Annotated in this window: 14 protein-coding genes and 1 pseudogene; 9 read left to right on the top strand and 6 right to left on the bottom strand. The window is 53.9% G+C overall.

Features of this window, described 5'->3' with window-relative positions; genetic code table 11:
• Nucleotides 1-99: 99 nt before the first annotated feature.
• The 7 genes from DPRO_RS11220 to DPRO_RS11190 all read left to right on the top strand — a co-directional run bounded on the left by DPRO_RS11220 (nucleotide 100) and on the right by DPRO_RS11190 (nucleotide 6,753).
• Nucleotides 100-684 carry a cytochrome c3 family protein gene (locus DPRO_RS11220; protein ID WP_097012120.1) on the top strand — a complete coding sequence of 195 codons (585 nt, stop codon included), beginning with the start codon at nucleotides 100-102 and terminating at the stop codon, nucleotides 682-684.
• Entirely contained in the window at nucleotides 684-1,151 is a 468-nt protein-coding gene (locus tag DPRO_RS11215) for a hypothetical protein (protein WP_232005561.1), read from the top strand. The genes DPRO_RS11220 and DPRO_RS11215 overlap by 1 nt, the downstream gene beginning before the upstream one ends.
• A 10-nt stretch (nucleotides 1,152-1,161) precedes the next feature.
• A complete protein-coding gene (locus tag DPRO_RS11210) occupies nucleotides 1,162-3,411 on the top strand; it encodes a molybdopterin oxidoreductase family protein (protein WP_097012119.1) in 2,250 nt (749 codons plus the stop codon).
• The gene (locus DPRO_RS11205) at nucleotides 3,411-3,680 is read left to right on the top strand and encodes a chaperone NapD (RefSeq protein ID WP_097012118.1); all 270 of its coding nucleotides are present in this window, start codon (nucleotides 3,411-3,413) and stop codon (nucleotides 3,678-3,680) included. Before DPRO_RS11210 ends, DPRO_RS11205 begins: the two co-directional genes overlap by 1 nt.
• Before the next feature lie 67 nt (nucleotides 3,681-3,747).
• Complete coding sequence (locus DPRO_RS11200; RefSeq protein WP_097012117.1) at nucleotides 3,748-4,227, top strand: 4Fe-4S dicluster domain-containing protein; 480 nt, start codon at nucleotides 3,748-3,750, stop codon at nucleotides 4,225-4,227.
• A gap of 1 nt (nucleotide 4,228) precedes the next feature.
• Complete coding sequence (locus tag DPRO_RS11195; RefSeq protein WP_097012116.1) at nucleotides 4,229-5,044, top strand: 4Fe-4S binding protein; 816 nt, start codon at nucleotides 4,229-4,231, stop codon at nucleotides 5,042-5,044.
• Between the two features lie 83 nt (nucleotides 5,045-5,127).
• Nucleotides 5,128-6,753, top strand: a complete 1,626-nt coding sequence (locus tag DPRO_RS11190) for an FmdE family protein (protein WP_097012115.1) — start codon at nucleotides 5,128-5,130, stop codon at nucleotides 6,751-6,753.
• Between the two features lie 119 nt (nucleotides 6,754-6,872).
• On the opposite strand, the gene DPRO_RS11185 is transcribed toward DPRO_RS11190, so the two are convergent.
• The 6 genes from DPRO_RS11185 to DPRO_RS11160 all read right to left on the bottom strand — a co-directional run bounded on the left by DPRO_RS11185 (nucleotide 6,873) and on the right by DPRO_RS11160 (nucleotide 16,538).
• On the bottom strand, nucleotides 6,873-8,675 hold the full coding sequence (locus tag DPRO_RS11185; protein WP_097012114.1) for a methyl-accepting chemotaxis protein: 1,803 nt from the start codon (nucleotides 8,673-8,675) through the stop codon (nucleotides 6,873-6,875).
• 141 nt (nucleotides 8,676-8,816) lie between these two features.
• Nucleotides 8,817-9,467, bottom strand: coding sequence for an IS1595 family transposase (locus DPRO_RS11180; RefSeq protein WP_097012874.1), 651 nt, complete (start codon nucleotides 9,465-9,467; stop codon nucleotides 8,817-8,819).
• 83 nt (nucleotides 9,468-9,550) lie between these two features.
• On the bottom strand, nucleotides 9,551-10,216 hold the full coding sequence (locus DPRO_RS11175; RefSeq protein WP_097012113.1) for a response regulator: 666 nt from the start codon (nucleotides 10,214-10,216) through the stop codon (nucleotides 9,551-9,553).
• Nucleotides 10,217-13,459, bottom strand: coding sequence for a PAS domain-containing sensor histidine kinase (locus tag DPRO_RS11170; RefSeq protein WP_097012112.1), 3,243 nt, complete (start codon nucleotides 13,457-13,459; stop codon nucleotides 10,217-10,219).
• Nucleotides 13,460-13,572: 113 nt separating this feature from the next.
• On the bottom strand, nucleotides 13,573-15,087 hold the full coding sequence (locus DPRO_RS11165; RefSeq protein ID WP_097012111.1) for a dienelactone hydrolase family protein: 1,515 nt from the start codon (nucleotides 15,085-15,087) through the stop codon (nucleotides 13,573-13,575).
• Between the two features lie 383 nt (nucleotides 15,088-15,470).
• A complete protein-coding gene (locus tag DPRO_RS11160) occupies nucleotides 15,471-16,538 on the bottom strand; it encodes an IS5 family transposase (RefSeq protein ID WP_097010253.1) in 1,068 nt (355 codons plus the stop codon).
• Between the two features lie 100 nt (nucleotides 16,539-16,638).
• On the opposite strand from DPRO_RS11160, the pseudogene DPRO_RS11155 reads away from it, so the two are divergent.
• Nucleotides 16,639-18,648, top strand: a pseudogene (locus tag DPRO_RS11155) (GAF domain-containing sensor histidine kinase); the annotation flags it as partial.
• Nucleotides 18,649-18,723: 75 nt separating this feature from the next.
• Nucleotides 18,724-19,515, top strand: a complete 792-nt coding sequence (locus DPRO_RS11150) for a response regulator (RefSeq protein WP_269459714.1) — start codon at nucleotides 18,724-18,726, stop codon at nucleotides 19,513-19,515.
• Nucleotides 19,516-19,549: the final 34 nt, after the last annotated feature.

Genomic DNA, 19,549 nt, shown 5'->3' with positions numbered 1-19,549 from the left:
GCCTGAGAAGGCATGGTTATTGATAGAGCAACGTATTCGCTTCAACAGGGGGCAACCTAAGAAGCACATGCGCTAACTACCAACAAGGATGGCTGAGGTATGAAGGAACCAGTACCACGAGGCAAACTTCCCATTGCGTTCATCACTGCGGTGGTCATTACGCTGGCAGGAGTCACTGCGTTTGCTTTTCAGGCTACATCGACCAACGAATTCTGCACTGCTTGCCATGAAATGAAACGCCACCAGACGGAACTGAGGTTTTCGCCCCACGCCGTCGACAAAGACAAGAATCCCATTCGGTGCGTTCAGTGCCACCTTCCCAATTCATTTGGCCCTAAATACGTGGCCTACAAGACGTATCTCGGCGTCAAGGACATGCTGGTCCATACCTTTGGCGATCCCAACGATTTCTATCGTGCAGAGCTACAGGTCAGTGCACGCATGTTCATTGACGACGAGAGCTGCCGGGCCTGTCACGAAGACCTTATGAAGGATACAAAAGACAAGCCTATCTCGCTGGAAGGAAAGCTCGCACATGAGGCCTACCTGGGTACAAACGGCTGCACGAACCGAGGCTGCGCTGACTGTCATCAGAACACGGCCCACCTTCCGTCATTTGACCGGCGCTATGCGGTCAACGCCGAATTTGCAGCAAAACTCCCAATAGAAAAGGAAGGGATGTGATGGATAACAAGCAATGCTTATACAAAAATAAAGCCGTCATGCTCATCGTCGGTTTTCTTATTCTGTTTGGTGCGGTCGTCCTTTTTTACACCCAGTCGGCCATGTCTGGAGTCCGCTGTGAAGCGGCCCGTCATCTCGATAGCCCGGAACAGGCTGGCGACTGTTATACATGCCACCAAAAAACCACTCCCAAGATCGCTCAAGATTGGTACGAATCCAAACACGGCGTCATGTTGGTAAAATGTTTTGTCTGTCACGGGCAGCCGGACGGCAAAGGATCCATCGAATACTCGGCCAATCCCGATCCCAATTACATCTGCCGACGCTGTCATGACCCAGCCATCACCATGATGGAAACGAAATTCGGCATGCGTGCAGAATGCAACGACTGCCATAAATATCACTCAAATTCGGTTCATCACGAGGCATACGTCCGGACTGAATCGAAAAAGACCATGGATCAATAAGGAGTCTGTCATGACGATATCAAGAAGACATTTCATCAAACAGGCTGCTGCAGCTTCCGTTTTCATGGCCCTTGGCGTCCCTGTATGCAAAGCGAACGCAGCGGACAACACGATCGATTCGTGGGTCAAGGGTGTCTGCCGATACTGCGGCACAGGCTGTGGTGTCATGGTCGGTGTCTCCAACGGCAAAGTTGTCACGGTCAAAGGCGACCCGAACAACCACAATCAAGGCATCCTCTGTCTGAAGGGAGCGTTGCTGGCCCCGGTCATTTACGCCAAGGAACGCGTCACCAAACCACTGATCAGGAAAAACGGGACGCTGGTGGAAGCATCGTGGGATGAAGCCCTGGACCTGGCGGCATCCAAATTCAAGGAAGCCCTCGACTCAACAGGCCCGGACTCCGTGGCTTACTATGGATCAGGACAGGCGCTCACCGAAGAGACCTATCTTGCATCCAAGATATTCAAGGCAGGACTGAAATCCAATAACGTCGAAGGCAATCCCCGCCTCTGCATGGCTTCGGCCGTGGGTGGGTATGTTTCGACCTTCGGCAAGGATGAACCGATGGGGTCGTATCAGGACCTTGATGCTGCCACCTGTTTCTTCATCATCGGGTCGAATACCTCCGAGTGCCACCCGGTATTGTTCCGCCGAATTGCGGCCCGCAAACAAAACGACAAGAACGTCAAGATCATCGTCTGTGATCCGCGACGCACCAACACCTCCCGCATCGCTGATCTGCACATGAACATGAAGCCAGGCAGTGATCTTGCGATACTCAACTCCATGGCCTACGTCATTGTCCATGAAGAACTGGACGATTACCGCTTCCACAACAAGTACGTGAACTTCATGACCAATGATAAACAGAAGGTCGATTTTGAAGCGTACAAGGCGTTCCTGCAGGACTACAAACCGGAAGACGTGGAACCGCTCTGCGGCGTTCCGGCTGCGCAGATTCGCGAAGCGGCATTGACCTTTGCCCAGTCCACGGCAACCACCTCCCTGTGGTGCATGGGCATCAACCAGCGCATCCGCGGTGTCTGGGCCAACAACCTCATCCACAACCTGCACCTGATCACCGGCAAGATTGGCAAACCGGGATCAACGCCCCTGTCTCTGACCGGCCAACCCAACGCCTGTGGCGGCGTACGCGATACCGGTGGCCTCTCGCATCTTCTCCCGGCCGGGCGAGTCATTGCCAAGAAGGAACACCGCAATCAGTTGGAAATGCAGTGGGGATTGCCGCAGGATTCACTGAACCCGAAACCCGGGCTGCACACAATGGCGCTGTTCAACGCGATGAATGAAGGCAAGGTCAAAACCCTGCTCACCCTGTGTACCAATCCGGCCCAGTCGCTTCCCAACATCAAGAAGTACGAGGAAGGTCTCAAGAAAGCATTCCTCGTATCCATAGAAGCGTTTTCGGATGCCATCAGCATGCAATACGCCGACGTGGTCTTCCCGCCCGCCTTCTGGGTGGAACGCCGCGGCGTATACGGTTGCACCGAGCGTCGGTACGCCCTTGTCGAAAAGGCCATTGATCCGCCGGGTGAGTGTCGCCCGTCCGTCAACATTCTGGTGGAGCTGGCAAAACGAATCGGCGTGGACCCGAATCTCATACCCTACGAGAACTCTGACGACGTATGGGAAGAGTGGCGAAAGGTCTCTGCCATGACCCCATACAACTTTGCCGGAATCACACGCGAACGACTCATCAAGGAATCGGGCATACTGTGGCCGTGTCCTACGGAAGACCACCCCGGCACCACCATTCGCTATGTGCGTGGTGAAGATCCCAATATCCCCGAGGACTATCCCGACAAGTATCACTTCTACGGCAAGCCCGATGGCAGGGCCATCGTCTGGATGCGTCCGCAAAAGGCCGCCGCAGAACCCGCTGGCGGCGAGTTCCCGTTCACACTGACCACCGGCCGCGTCATTGATCACTGGCACACAGCGACCATGACTGGAAAAGTCCCGGAGATCGCCCGTTCATTCCCCCATGCCTATGTGGAGGTGAACACCAAGGACGCCAGCCGGATGGGTATCAACCACGGTGACAAGGTCAAGGTCATCACCCGGCGCGGGGACATGCTCTTTGATGCCCGTGTGGGCGATGTCTGCGAACCGGGGTTGGTATTCGTGCCATGGTTTGACCCCGAACTTGTGGTCAACGAACTGACGATCGACGCCATCGATCCCGGCTCCAAGCAGCCGGAATTCAAAATCTGCGCTTGCAGAGTGGAGAAAGCATAATGGCTATCACCGGAATCATGCTCCATGTCATGAGCAGCCACCTCGAATCCGTGAAGGAACGTATTGAGGCCGAAGAAGACCTGACGCTCTACGGCGACCATGACGGCCAATACCTCGTGGTCGTCGGTGAAATACCATCCAGCCGTCTGGAAGACCGGATGAAGGAACTGGAATCCTTTCCCGGCGCCCTTGCGGCTTATACGACCTTTGTCAATGTGGAAGATGAGCAGTTGGACAGGGATGAGGCCCACCTCCAGCCCACAGCCTGACCGTCACCCTCTCTCAACCCCGGGCTTCGGACTCGTCCCCGAAGCCCGGGCCTGGAGTATCACGCCCATGGAGAAGCCCTACTTTCGACCACCCGGCGGGGGCAATGAAGAAACCTTCCTGAAAAAATGCATTCATTGCGGCCAGTGTGCCCAGGTCTGCCCTTACGGCTCCATATCCCTGTTTCCCGGCGGTGATCCCATTCAAAACGGAACGCCGAGGATTGTTCCTTCTGACGTACCCTGCTATCTCTGCATGCGCTGCCCTCCGGTATGCCCCTCCGGAGCACTCGATGATGTCCCCATCGAAAAGGCGGATATGGGTTTTGCCATCCTTCACAAGGATGAATGCTACACCTATCAGGGTACGATCATCTGTCGAACCTGCTTTGAAAAATGCCCGCTACGCAATTCGGCACTCATCCTCGTAAAAGGACAGCTTCCCGTCATAACAGAGGCCTGCGTCGGGTGCGGGGTGTGCGAATACGTCTGTCCTAAAAAAGCCATCAGCACGGTGCCAGCGCGACAACTGCTGCATTCGGAGAAGTAGCATGAGCAAACTCAAGATGCTTCGACGTGCCACACAGATTTCCATTGCCGCCCTGTTCATTTTCATCCCATGGCTCAATGCCAACGGATTCAATCAGATTCGCGGTAACTTTCTGTCATGTACAGTCTTCGGCATCCCGTTGGCCGACCCTCTGACTGCCGTGCAGGTTGCCATAACTTCCGGGTCGCCCGGCATGAACCTTATCATTGGCTCACTGATAGCACTCGTCATTGCCGCCTTTCTTGGCGCGGTATTCTGCTCGTGGATATGCCCATATGGACTGATTTCCGAGCTGAACCAAAGCCTCAACCGCCGTGTGCGCAACACGCGCTACAAACGGCGCATCAGCGGATTTGCCGTCAAAACCATCGTCATATCCATGGTTCTGATAGCCATTGTCGTCCTTGGCCTGCCGCCAATCCTCAACCACCTCTCCTTGCCAGGCTGGTATACTCGTGCCGCACAAACATGGTTTCTGGTCGGTTCCTTTCCTGTTGGCGTCATCCTGCTACTGGGTGCCATGACCGTTGATCTGGTCTCGGGCATGCGCCTGTGGTGCCGATACTGCTGCCCCCAATCCTACCTGCTCATGCTCGTCCAGCGATTCAGCCCTAAACGGCTCCGAATCATGTACGACCCCCAAAAATGCACCTGCGCCCCCGGTAAAAGCCCGTGTCGCAATGCCTGTCCGCTCCTGCTCAACCCGAAAGCAAAGCAGTCCTACCTTGAACTGGAATGCAGCAACTGCCGTGAATGCGTTGACGAATGTGCCAAGCATGGTCGTGCCATCACCCAAATTATTGCACCCAAGGCGTGACCGTGGCATAGTCCTTTTCCTTGACTGCGCGTTGCGTTCAGAATACCCCACCGGGGTATAACACCACTACTGACGAGGTTACGATGAATATCGGTGAATACACGTTTGAAGAATTTAAGCAAAAAGCGAAAGAATTTCACGGCTATCCGGCCCCCGGCCTGCTGATCGGCGGTTATATGGTTGAAGCGGCCAAGTCCCGCCTCCCGGAAGGAACATTGTTCGAGGCCATGGTCGAATCGGGGAAGTGCCTGCCTGACGCGGTCCAGTTGCTGACCCTCTGCTCCACCGGTAACAACTGGATGAAAGTCAAACTGCTGGGTCGTTACGCCGTATCTCTCTATGACAAATATACAGGTGAGGGGTTCCGTGTGGCCATCGACCAGCAAAAACTGGCCCGCTATCCTGAAATATACAACTGGTTCATGAAGAAAACGCCCAAAGCGGAACAGGATACCGACAAGCTCTTTGCCGAAATCGAAGAAGCCGGTGACACCATCTGCTCCATTCGCCCCATCACCATCGACAAAAAATATCTCGGACACGGTCACATGACCACCATTGATGAGTGTCCTGTATGCAAGGAAGCCTATCCGGGCAGCGATGGTTCCATCTGTCGCGGCTGTCAGGGCGAAGCACCCTTTGCATCCATGGAAGGCGCCGAATGCGCGGATGACGCGCCGCCACTGCACTCCATCCCTGTAGAAGAGGCTGTCGGCAAAAAGGCGGCTCACGACATGACCGGCATCGTTCCCGGTGAATCCAAGGGACCGGTGACCAAAGCCGGTGAGACACTGGATATCGGTGACGTCTGTCGCCTGCAGCGTATTGGTAAATACAATGTTTACGTGGAAGATGACCTGCCGGGTGACGACTGGGTCCATGAGAACGAGGCCGTCAAAGCCTTTGCCAAACGCATGGCCGGTGATGGAATCCGCTATGACGCAGACCCGGACGAAGGAAAGATCAACTTCTTTGCCGACAAGCCCGGCATGCTTTCCATTGACCGCGAAGCACTGAACCGCTTCAACCTCTCTCCCGATGTCATGCTCGCCACCCGCCATCACGGATCGCTCATGCCCGAAGGCAAAGGCGTGGCAGGAACACGGGCCATTCCGCTCTACATCTCGCGCGATCGCTTCAGCCGCGCCATCACCGCGCTGGGCGAAGGACCGGTTCTGGAGATTCTCCCCCTGCGCAAGGCAAAAGTCGGCATTCTGGTGACCGGCACTGAAGTCTTTCAGGGATTGATCGAAGACAAGTTCATCCCCATCATCACGTCCAAAGTTATTGCTCTGGGCAGTGAAGTGCTCCGCTCGGAAATCGTACCGGACGACAGGGAGGCCATCACCAGTGCGGCAACAAGCATGCTGGATGCCGGGTGCGACTTGATCATCACCACTGCCGGCATGTCCGTGGACCCGGATGACGTGACACGTGCCGCTCTGGTCGATGCAGGCCTTCAGGACGATCATTACGGCGTGCCCATGCTCCCCGGCACCATGACCCTCGTGGGCAAGATCAGAACAGCCCAGATCATCGGTGTGCCCGCATGCGCCCTGTTCTACAAAACCACGGCGTTCGATATCGTGCTGCCCCGCATGTTGGCCGGACAGACACTCACCCGAAAGGATTTGGCAAGCCTTGGAGAAGGCGGTTTCTGCATGACCTGCAAGACCTGCTCGTTCCCCAAATGCCCATTCGGCAAATAGAACATCACCACTACTCAAAAATCAAAGCCCCGGTTCAGCGAATCGGGGCTTTCTTTATGAATGAAAAAGGGCCGTACACCAGTTTGGTGCACGGCCCATTGTTATTTTGTCAGTCAGAACTACTCGTTCATTTCGTCAATGAGGCGACGCAGTTCATTGGAGAGGTGGACCAACTCGGTGATTGCCTGGGCAGACTGGCTCATGCCATCCGCCGTTTCGCTGGCGATCAGATTGATATCGTCAACAGCCTGGTTGATTTCCTCACTGGCTGCCGACTGCTGCTCGGCTGCGGTGGCAATGGACTGGACCTGCCCGGATGCCTCATCCGAATAGGTAACAATCAGCCCCAGTGATTCTCCCGACTTGTTGGCGAGGCTGGTAGCCGTTTCAACTGCGGTAGCTGCCGTATCCACACTCTGAATATTGGCGGACGCACCCTTCTGGATCGTCTTGATGGCGTTGCCCACTTCCTTGGTGGCATCCATGGTCTTTTCGGCCAGCTTGCGGACCTCATCGGCGACGACGGCAAATCCGCGTCCGGCCTCACCCGCACGGGCGGCCTCAATGGCGGCATTGAGCGCGAGGAGGTTTGTCTGATCGGCAATGTCTTCAATCACATTCATGATCTGGCCGATGTCAGTTGTCTGCGATCCCAACTGATCCATGGACTGCTTCAACGTGACAGTGAGTTCATGCACCTTGCTGATGGAAGCGATAACGTCTTCGACAATAGCCGCACCTTCCTGCGCCTGATCCTTGGCCTTCTGAGCCGACGAAGCAGAGCTTGCGGAGTTTCTGGCGACTTCGAGTACCGTGGCGTTCATTTCTTCCATGGCCGTGGCCGTTTGCGCGGTACGTTCCCGCTGAACATCAGCACCACGCATGACCTGTTCGGACTGGGCAGAAAGCTGGTCCGCTGCACTGGTCACCTGCTCGGCAATAACCAGAGCATCTCTGGCGACACGCTGCACCTTCTCCAGCAGATCATTGGCTATCCGTTCCTGCTCCTTGGCTTCGCCCGTGGCAGCTTCAGCCCGAATCTTCGATTCCTCGGCCTCCTCCTGCTTCTGTGCCGCTTCAAGCATCTTTGTCCGCAGGTTGGCGACCATTGTCTCGATGGATTCCTTCATGACAGCCAACTCGGCAGAGAACTTGCCTTCCGGCTCCACATCAAGATTACCACCGGCCACTGAACCGGCAAAGTCACGAATACGCATAAGTGGGGAGACTATGACCATATTGACCAGGAACCAAGCACCCACTCCGATGACGGCCAGAATACCCAGCGTGCTGAGCGCCGTGTAGATTTTAGCGTCCATGATCTTTGCATCAGCCCTGTCGAGGGATGCGATGATTTCGAATGCGCCGTGAATGCTGCCGACCTTCCACCCTTCCTTGATGCCACCGGACGGGTCCTTGGATCCTTTGGGATTACCGTGGCAGTAGAGGCACTCTTCAGTCAGGCGAATGGGCTTGAAATATCGAATCTTGTCGTCTTCCACGACAACCAGTTCCTCAAGGTTCTTGGCTTTCAATTCTTCCAGAATTTTCAGTTCCTGAGGCGTTGGTGTGTTGTCCGGATTTCTCGGTGAGACCTTGGGAACACGAAAATCATAATCCATCTTTTCCGCATTGCGTTTAGCCATATTGATGGCTGTAATGATGGGAACGGCTTCAAGGAGCGCTTCCTGCGACTCAATCTCGTCAAAGGGCCTGATAACTCCCATGCTCAACTTCTTGGACATCTCGTCACGAGCCGCTTCTGCCATAAGAATGACCGCACGGCTCTGATTCAGAATATCTTCATGGCTGGAACGCTCGATCTGCATGACTTGCTGCACAGCCAAGACCACTGCGACAACAATTGGGCCAGCAATGGCCAGGAACAGGACTTTCCATTTCAAACTCATATTATCCAGCATAGTTAATCCTCATGCAAACGAGTGATAGAAGAGGGCATACGATTGGACGCATATTCAACTTCCAAAAATTTATCAAAAAGTAGATCGAGTGTGAACAATTCTACCAATAATATTGAAAAAATATGGGGCTGTACCAGATAACTAGCCCATATGTCTTCTAACCCACTGTTTCAGTTGTTTAAACTGGCTTCGCGGATTGCTGTTATTAAAACGCCACTCGCATTCCTTTAAAAACAGAGAAAAATGCTTGGTTGGAATGCCGTTGAATTTCCTCATATGGCGTTTGGCCTGGTTCCAAAAATTCTCGATTCCATTGATGTGGTTGTGGCTATCTGCAAACAGCTTCGAGTGGTTGATTCGGAAGTGTTTGAACGCTGACACATCAAGGACATTGTAGCCATACCAGCAGTCCGAGTAAACCACACTGTCTGGCTGGATTCTTTCCTGAATAATGGGAAGCAAGGTTTTACCTTTCGCATCAGGAATCACCTGTGTATAGACCTTCCCGCCCCTTTTAAGGATTCCAAAAACAGGAACCTTACCAGCCGCCCCACGTCCTCTTTTGCCCTTTCGCTTGCCACCGAAGTAGCTCTCATCGACCTCAAATTCGCCAAAATCCATCCCTTCACAGGACTCTTCTACCGCTATGATTTCCCGGAGCCGGTGAAAGTAATAGGCGGCTGTTTTGACGTTCACACCAACCAGATCGGCAGCGCAACGAGCTGTCGTGCCAGCCACAAAATGTTCGATTAAACGAAGCTGCTTGTCCTTGCTCAAACGACTTTTTCGCATTGCCATACCGATAACCCAAAGGAGTTATCTGGTACAGCCCCAAAAATATAATGGTCCGGTAACACCGGCATCCATTCCAGAGACTAAATCGCCCACGTATCCAGATCGATCAGTCCAAGCCGTGCCGAGTAACGAATCAGCTCCACAGTGCTCTGCAAACCCAATTTCTTCATCAGGTTGGTTCGATGATTCTCTACTGTTTTCGGGCTGATGAACAGTTTGGCGGCCACCTCTTTGGTGGTTAAGCCCTCGGCCAGCATTCGCATGACTTCCTGCTCGCGGGCCGTGAGGGAAGAGTACGGTTCGCCGCTGTCTTCACTTTTGCTGTCCTTGGCCTGTAACAAACGAAAGATCACTTCCTGTGAGAGTGCGCTGTCGAGGAAGAGTTCACCCCGAGCTACGGTATCAAGGCCGCGAATGAGGTTGGAGGCTGCCGATTCCTTGATCAGATATCCGGTGGCACCGGCCCTGAACGACTCCACGATATAATCGGCCTCCGAGTGCATGGATATGATGATGAAACGTGTATCTGGCAACACGTCCTTGAGATCTCGAACGATTTGGATGCCGTTCTTGCCCGGCATGGAAATATCCACCAGCATGATATCCGGCTCATGCTTTTTCGCTAGAGCCATTCCCTCTTTCCCATTTCCTGCTTCAGCCACCACAGTGAAGCGGGAATCCCGGGAAATCATGGTTTTCAACCCCTCACGAAATAGAGGGTGATCGTCTACTATCATCAACTTCATCTAACGACTCCTGGCGTCCTTTATTGGTACTCTAAACGTAATCCGTGTTCCTATCCCGTTTTTCGAGCGGATATCCATGGTCGCACCGATGATTCGCGCCCGCTCTTCCATGCTTTTCAAGCCCATGCGTTTTTCGTCAACGACCTCGGTTCGTCGCTGCTCCACATCAAACCCACTCCCGTTATCCGCCACCCGAACCAGAAGATCAGGATGGCTGCCTATAAGTCGCACTGAACAGTTCGAGGCCGAAGCATGTTTGCAGACATTGTTCAACGCTTCCTGAATCATGCGGTATATATGAATTTCCGTATCAAGACTCAACTTTATGTTCTCAATACCTACAGCCGAAAAAACCACGTCCATGGGTGTACGTCCAGCGGTTTCATTGCACAATTGCTTCAATGTCCTGCTCAGACCGAGCTGGTCCAGCACTGGCGGACGCAGGCCATAGGCAATATGCCGCACCGAAGCCACGGCTCCGCGGACAACTTTTGCCACGGATCGAACCCGCTCCCGTATCACCGGCTCAACTGCTCCTCCGCCATCGAACAATGTTTCCATGTTCAATACGATTGAAGACAGATCCTGAGCGACATTATCGTGCAGATCGCGGGAAATACGCTGCCGTTCATCTTCCTGAGCGCGAATGAGTTGTTGGGTCAGCGTAAGAATCTGCTCCTCTGCCTTACGTCGTTCTTCGATCTCGGTAGTGAGCAGAAGGTTGGCTTTCGAGAGTTCCGCAGTACGACGGGTGACCCGCTCCTCCATCTGGGCATGCGCCATGCGCAACTCTTTTTCCAGCATCTTGTGCGGCGTAATATCCGTCACGATTTCCATGCGGGCCGGCCTGCCTCCCCACATAATAGGCTTGATGTTGAGTGTAACCCACTTGATTTCGCCCTGTTTCGTCTTTAACCGCAATGTCGTGAATTCTTCTTCGGAATCATTGGCGTAGCTTCGCCTAAAGAACAGATTCCCCTGCGGCACATCCTCTTCAAACACAAGGGATTGAAGTTTTCTGTCCTGCAACTCGTCCCCGGAATAGCCCAACATTTCCTCCAGCGCCTCATTCACGAACAGAGATTTATCGTCCTGAATGATCATGACGCCTTCCTGGGCATTCTCAACCACGACGCGATAGCGCTCTTCGGATTCCACCAACGCCTGCTCGGCCCGCTTGCGCGGCGTGACGTCAATGAGCGAAACAATGACTCTGGACAGGGAATCCTTGTATTCGGGGGGAACTAGAAAATGCACCACAACCCATATTTCTTCGCCTGTCAGCGTCCGGTGGGTAATTTCACCGCAGTACTCGCACCCACCCGAAGCCAGCAGAATCATTTCCTCGGTGAAGGCAGCCATGGAGCTTTCTGTCAGGACCTTGTCCAGATTACCTATCAGATCCTCTTTGTCACTGGCCCGCAGCAGATCAAGGGTCGCCTTATTGACGGCGACCACCTCCACAAGTGACGCGCAATGGGCGAGACTTTCGGGGTGCGCATAAAAATATTCCCTGAAATTAACGACACCCTGCTCCTTAAGCTCATCAAAGTACTGTTTGAGCTTCGTCAAATCCTCTTCCCAAAGGGATATGGGAGATTCTTCAAAGAGCGAGCGGAAACGGTTTTCACTCTGCAACAGTGCGTTTTCAGCACTCTTTCGTTCAGTAATATCGCGGCTGACACCGAGATATCCCGACGGGGTTCCATTGGGATCGAATGTGCGACGAACAACACTTTCCGCCCAGACAGTTGTCCCGTCTTTGCGCAAGTGCTCGAAAACCTGTCGCTCGTTGGCGGTGTAATTTCCGCGGACCTCGACCGCCTTGCGCTGTGTCTTGGCTTGCTCAAGCAGCAATCGTGATTCCGGGGTGAACAAATCCCGATAATCGAGCTGCATCAGCTCTTCCACGGGATACCCCCACAGCTGTTCGGCCGAGGGCGTCACGTAGGTGAACCGGGACATGTTGTCCTGGGTCCAGACAACGTCGGTCACGTTTTCAACCAGTAAGCGATATTTTTGCTCACTGGCCCGCAATGCGTTTTCCGAATCCTTGCGATCTGAGATATCTCTCGAAACACCCTGATAGCCAACAGGCCGATTGGTGTGATCATAGAGCCGTCGAACAGACGTATCGGACCAGACCCAGTAGCCATGTTTATGGATGTGGGGCATCTCAAGATGATTGACGTACTCGTAGTCGCCACGAGCCTCGGCAAGGGCCCGCAACTCATACGCTTCCTTGAGCATGCCCAGTCCCACATCCGTGAACAGCTCCCGATAGTCCAGCCGGACCATCTCATCGGGCGTATATCCCCACAGTTTTTTGGCGGAAGGTGTGGCGTAAATGAAATTCATGTCGTTATCCATGAGCCAGACCACATCGGTCATACGTTCGGCAAGAAAACGGAATTTCTCTTCGCTGGCCTTCAGTGCTTCCTCGGCTTCCTTGGCCTTGGTCACATCAGTGATGATGCCTTCAACGGCTATGGCAGCACCCTTGTCATCGTTCACCACGGTCACTCGCTGGTTCACCCAACGAATACCAAGGGTTTTGTGACGGATGGGCATGGTATATTCGTAGCGGCAGTTACCGCCCTGAATCTCTCGCCACCAAAGAGCCAGCGTTTCCTTCCACTCCGCAGGTGCCAACTGATCAAAGAGGCGGGGGGTCTGGTAAAACTCCTGGGGCGTGTATCCGGTAATGGATTTCACGGCCGAGCTTATGTAGTCGTATCGCCCGTCCTGCAGCCGAAGACGAAACAAACAGTCACTGGTGTTTTCGCTCAGAAATTTCAGATGCCGTTCTGTCTGCGTCAACGCATTACGCAGCTTGAGCGAATGGCTTGCGTCGCGCATGACTGAAACAGCGAGTTTGAAACGCCCTTCCTTGTCCAGAACCGGATCAAATCGGCCCAAAACCATGCACTGCCGACCGCTGGCAGTGCGGATGGAGTATTCGCCTTCCCAGCTCTGCCCAGCGCGCAATGCAGGCAAGACCTCCTCGTCATACAAGCGGATGGTCTCCTTGGTCAGAACCTTATCTTTCTGGCTGTTTCGCGCTTCATGTTCTGAATAGCCGTAGTAATCCAAAAAGGCCTGATTCATGTAAATGGGACGCAACTCCGTATCCCGAAGCGACATGGCAACACCAGAGGCCCCAAGAATCAGCTTGAAGAGATGCGGATTCGATTCCAACTGTTGGGAGATGTCCCAGCTATATTCGACAGGTAAATCACTCATTGTTTTGACTAGCGACAAATGTTCCACAAGAAATTCAACAGGCTGCCCAGCATATCCTAATAGACAAACAAATGAAAGGAGGACGCATAATTAGCCCATCACTATCTCATTATTTATCGAGACCGCCCTTCAATCCACGAAGCCACCACCCGAATATGGTCTTCAGCAACGTTCTCAACCCAGGCGGCGTTGGAACCCAGGACCTCGGCAGCTTTCCCCTTTTTGCGCATGGGAGCCATGACTATGGTGAATTCCTTCCCCGCAGAGTCCCGAAGCGCTTCGAGGGTATCCACAAAATCATTCCACCTTCCCACTTCCGAACCGGAGAAAAACCACATTACCGGCATGGAAAGTTCGTTTAAGACAGCCTTGGTCGGCATCTCGTCCACATTCACATTTTCATTGAGCATGCACACCAGAAACGCCGGCTGCAATGCACCTCCAGCCCGAACCGCTCGGATAGCCAAGGGCACTCCCTGCCCGTGGCCCCACAGTCCGACTCGGGATGTGTCCACCCGGGCAAGAGAAGGAAAATGCGCCACAGCCGCTCGAATATCCTCAACTATCTCGGCATCGGTATCCTTCCGTTCCACATCGCCAGTGCACTGTCGTGGCTGAAACGAGAGCGCACACAGGTTATTGGAGGACAATGCCCGGGTCACTCCCTGCACCAACCCAGGCTGAACACATCGGTTGCCCTGAACGAGAACCACGCCGGGCTGCCCATCCCCATATGGCGGCATGGAAACATATGCGGTCCGGATACCATGATTGGTCGGCAGTTGTACCTCCTGCTCCCTGATGTGCACCTTGCGCGGGTAATGTGCCATCCGGTCATCGTCCGATGTTAGAATAAATCGCTCGATACGATCATTCTTGGCCAGGAAGGTCACGGTTCCGATTATCGGTTCATCGGCATAGACGGAAGGACCTATGGTATAAACATACTTACCGAATTCCTTGAGCCGACGAAGGGTCTTGTGCTTGGAGTCATAGATAAGGAAACGACCATACTCGGTGTCCCTGGCATCGATGATGGTGATGGTTCGATCATCCTGTGTTTTGAATTGACCGGAGAACTCTGTGGATGAATAGGAGTAATAGTCGGCCATGAGCGCCCGCCCGAACCGCGCTTCATGTCCGCGATGGACGATTGTATCGCCCTTTCGGACGTCAATGCGATTGACCGCATCCTCCACACTGGAGGCATCTGCGACAGGCTGGGACACCTGAGGTTGCAGCTTTTCATCCTCTGCGACTTTCACAGAGCTTATGGGTTCAAAATCCGGCGCCGCCTGTGGCTGCTCCGGCTCTACAGGTATCGATTGTGAGGGTGGAGCCAGGGGCGGAGGAGGCGCATCATCAAGCACGATGGTCTCATTTTCCGGCAGGGCCTGAGCGACTTGCGGGGAGTCCGATGCCTGTTTCTGCTCCTGAACAGGAGAAGGGGGTGGAGGTAGTGGCGTTTTTACGACCACAATGTCTTCCTGCGGAAGCACCCGGGTCAACTCCACTTCCATGAGTTTCTCGAGCGGCAAGTCGGGATAATGCACACCATATGACAGCACCACGGCGAAGACCGTATGCAGCAGTATGGAGATTATCCAACTGAGAGACCGTGCCATCATGGAACACCCTTTATTGAGCGGCTTCCCAAGACATAACCACAACACCTTTGGACTGAAGCTACCCTACTATCACCTATACTCTCCCTTTACAGGGAACGCAAGTGCGCAACTACGCTAACCGTTTGACTTTGCAGACGATAAAAGGAGGTTATTGCATCATTTCTCACCCGCCAAAAACCAGCCAACTGCTCCTTATAATATAGTTATCCTTGCGTAATTACGTGATTTGGCTAATATGAGACCTCTGCGCATCCCCTTTTCGCGTCCGTGCCTTGCGCTCCGCACCCAATTTGATGTTCTGACCGCACCCCAGCTTGGGCTCATTCCCGGCCTTTTCCTGCCATTTCTGGCCGAAATGCCGGATTTTGGACGCACCTCTCCCTTCAGGCTCGCGCCAGTCGAACAGCTTTTTTCAAATTGAACGCCATGGCGAGGATGTGGAACTCTCCCTCCACCTTCTCACGACCCACGTATCGGGACCGAAAGAATGCGTAGCCACGTTTGAGTGTGCCGAAGGCCCGCTCGACTATTTGCCGAATGCTGCTGATGTCACGGTTGCGGGTCTTTTCGAAGTCTGTCAGCCTGCCGCCACGAGGCGTCTTGTCCATGGTTCCGTCCTCCAAATCGCGATCAAACAGAATGTCCCGGTTCTTCCCGCTGCAATAGCCCTTGTCCGCATAAACCCGTGCGCCGGGATCAAGGCCGACGCCATTCACGAGCCGCTCGAATTCGCCCGTGTCCGAATGGTTCGCGGGAGTGATGTGACCACAGAGCAGAAACCCGTCTCGACTGTCCGTCGCGGCATGGAGCTTGTAGCCGTAATAGGCCCGATTTCTCTTGCGGAGCCAGGCCGCCTCCTCGTCATCCGAATAGCTGACCCGGCAGTCCACCGGCCCATCCTGTTCTTCGGCGTCCTCGGAACGGTCCTCAGGCATCACGTCGATAACCTTGCGCGGCCGCCGCTGCGACTCGACTACCGAGGCGTCCACCACGGCTCCCTCACGGACAAGAAGCCCTTGTCCTTCAAGCTGGCGGTTAAGCATGTCGAGCAAGGAGTCCAGCACCTTCAGGCGGATCAAACCGTTACGGAAACGGCATATGGTGGTCTCGTCCGGCACGTCGTCCTCGATGGAAAAACCGGTAAATCTGACAAAGGAGAGCCGGTCGAGCAGCGCCTGCTCCACGCCCGGATCACTCAGGTTGTACCAACGCTGCAAGAGCAGAATCTTGAACATCGCCAGAGGCGGATAGGCGGGATTGCCCACGGCGTTGGCCTTGCGCCTGATCTTCTTGCACAGAAAGGCGTTGATGGGCTGCCAGTCGATGAGTTCGTTGATCTCATCCAGAAATGTGGTCTTGGTTCTGCGGTGCCCCAGGAAGTAATCACCCAACCGAGGTCCTTTCTGCCGAATAGCCATGCCTTCCTCCTTTGGATGGAGAAATAATAGCATAATAAATCAAATAGTTAAAGAGTAAAAGTGTGGGATTTGCCGTGCAGAGGTCTCAATATATTTCATTCATACCTTTGTGACTCAGCAGTGGAGCAGAATAATGGGTACGGAATTACGCATGGTGATCCTGGCCGGGAAAAAGCCGGAAGAACGACTGTTTTCGGAGCTTTCCGGAGACATGACGGTGACCGTCTATCGATATGCCCAGCTATCGCGTGGCGTTCGCAAGCTGGAAGAAATGGAACCCGACATTGTTCTGCTTATACCGGACAGCGACGACACCTCATGGCCTCGCGCCATCAACCGCATCTGCCAGGAGCACGACACCTGTCCGGTCTTCATCGGTTCAGATGATCAGGAACAACAGAAAGCACTGGAATCCGGAGCTTTTGAAGTATTCAGCCGTGAAGAGATAACCCAAGGAGACATGCAACGACTGATACGTAATGTCGTGCGGCAGCGTGACCTTGAAGGGCACCTGAAACAGCAGCAGAAGCTTTTTGAATGGGTGGAGAAAACCGCCCGAATCGGAACATGGCAAATGGATTTCGGCCATATGCCGCGGTGGTCCAAAGGCGTCCGCCGAATCCTCAACGACGACGGCAGACTGACGGATTTCGCCAGCGCTCGACAATTCGTTCTTCCTGAAGACCGCGAGATCTATGATCAGGCCAACAAGGCGACCCTAGAGCAAGGATGGCCTCTTGATTTCGAGTACCGGATTCAGGACCCGGAAGGCAATCTGAAGTACCTTCACCTGCACAGACGAGTGACCCATGACCCGGACGGCACCATGACCGGAGCATACGGTATGGTCCGCGACGTGACGCCAGAACGAGAATTCGAAAATTATCTCTTTCGACGGGATGCCATCCTGCAGGTTGTCGGGGCGTTCGCAGAAAAATTTCTCAGGGAAGGCGAATGGCACAAGGGGACGGACGAAGCACTCAAAGCCCTTGGCAAGGCCACGGAAGTTTCCAGAGTGTTTATTTTCCAACTTGAATCGGAAACAGACAGCCCGGCCATGGTATCCATGACCCACGAATGGACAGCGGAGAACGTGACACCCATTATCGGTCAACCCGAGATGCACCGACAGACGTTTTCCCCCACTTTTGATCGCTGGCATGGCGTTTTGAGCAGACGCAAGGTGGTTGCCGGTAAAATCCGCAGCTTTCAATCAACCGAGCGGGAATTCTTTGAACGGACCGAAGCGAAGTCCATCCTGCTGATGCCTGTTTTCGTTGCCGACAAGTGGTGGGGATTCATCGGCCTTTCCGAGCACGAGGAAGAGCGGGACTGGCTGCCGGTCGAGATCGAATCCATGACCATGGTCGCCGACATGTTTGGCGCCGCCATCTTGCGAAACAGAATGGAAAGCCAGTTGAAGGAAGCCAACCGGTCTGCCGAGATAGCCAAGACCATGGCAATGGAAGCAAGTCAGTCGAAAAGTACCTTCCTCGCCAACATGAGCCATGAAATCCGCACTCCCATCAGCGGCATTCTTGGCATGGCCGAGATGACCATCACCACCGGACTGAACGAGGAGCAGCGGGAGCACATCGACATGATCCGTGATGCGGCCCGTTCACTACTGGCCATCATCAACGACGTGCTGGATATTTCCAAGATCGAAGCCCACAAGCTCGAATTGAAACCTGAAGATTTCGAGATACGTCCTCTGGTGGAACGCACCGTTCGTCAATTCGCACCCATGACTGAGAAAAAACCTGTCTCCCTGAACCATATGGTTTCCGGGGCCGTCCCGAACATGGTCCATGGAGACCCGGATCGGCTGGGACAGATTCTTCGCAATCTCATCAGCAACGCCATGAAATTTACCGAACGGGGATTTGTTGATGTCACCGTGGAGGTGATGGAAAAGAGGGAAGACGCAATTTGCCTGCTGTTCAAAGTGCAGGATAGCGGCGAAGGTATCCCCGAAGACATGCTCGGCACGGTGTTCGAGAGCTTCACCTAGGTCGATAGTTCAGTGAGGAAAAAACATCAGGGAACCGGGCTCGGCCTGACCATATCCAAGGAATTCGTCGAAATGATGGGCGGAACCATCCACGTAGAGAGTGAATACGGCTCAGGCAGCACGTTTTCCTTTACCGTCTGTCTCGGCGTATCACAAAACAAAGCGACTCCTCATGTCACATCAACATCTTCCATCCCCACCGGTATGCACCTGAACATCCTTCTGGCCGAGGACAACCTGCTCAACCAGAAATTCCTTGTTCATTTCCTGACCATGTTCGGCCACAACGTGATCGTGGCCGAGAATGGCGTGGCCGTGCTCGAAACCCTCAAAAGGCAGGGGCACGACATAGACCTCATACTCATGGATATCCAGATGCCGGAAATGGGCGGCATTGAAGCAACCGGCATCATTCGGAAGCATACGGGTAAAGAGTTTAAGAGCGACATTCCTATCATAGCGCTGACCGCCTATGCCATGAAAGGCGACAAGGATCGCATGTTTGCCGCCGGGATGGATGACTATGTCAGCAAGCCCGTGGACATGAAGGAACTCTCCGCAGCCATTGCCCGGGCCGTTGCAGGCAAAACAACCAAACAGGGTTCCGGTCCGGCCATGCCATCCGGAGCGACTCCCAAACGCGATGCAGCCCCTGTTGTCACCCTGGACCTGGAAAGCCTCACCAACCGTTTCGACGGCAATCAATCCCTGCTCAAGGAAATCCTGACCCTGTTTCTGGTGGAAGCCGACAACCATATGGAGAACCTGGATGCCAGCCTTGAATCCGCCAACCTTGAAGACCTGGGGGCAGTGCTCCACTCCATCACCAACATTGCCAGTCATGTGCTGGCAATGGACATTGTGGAGACATCCCGCCAACTGGAGAAGCGGTGCTACCATGAAACCTTTGAACAGGTGGAGCCTGAAATTCGCAAACTCCGTCCTCGTATTCAGGCACTGGCAAAGGTCGTTGGCGAGACACTGGACACACTGTAATTACTGTTCCCGTTGCATTTTACCTGTCGAGGGA

This window comes from Pseudodesulfovibrio profundus, from assembly GCF_900217235.1.
Lineage (GTDB): Bacteria > Desulfobacterota > Desulfovibrionia > Desulfovibrionales > Desulfovibrionaceae > Pseudodesulfovibrio > Pseudodesulfovibrio profundus.
Note: the sequence above shows the minus strand (reverse complement) of the source record. Positions and strands in the feature narration are given on the sequence as shown.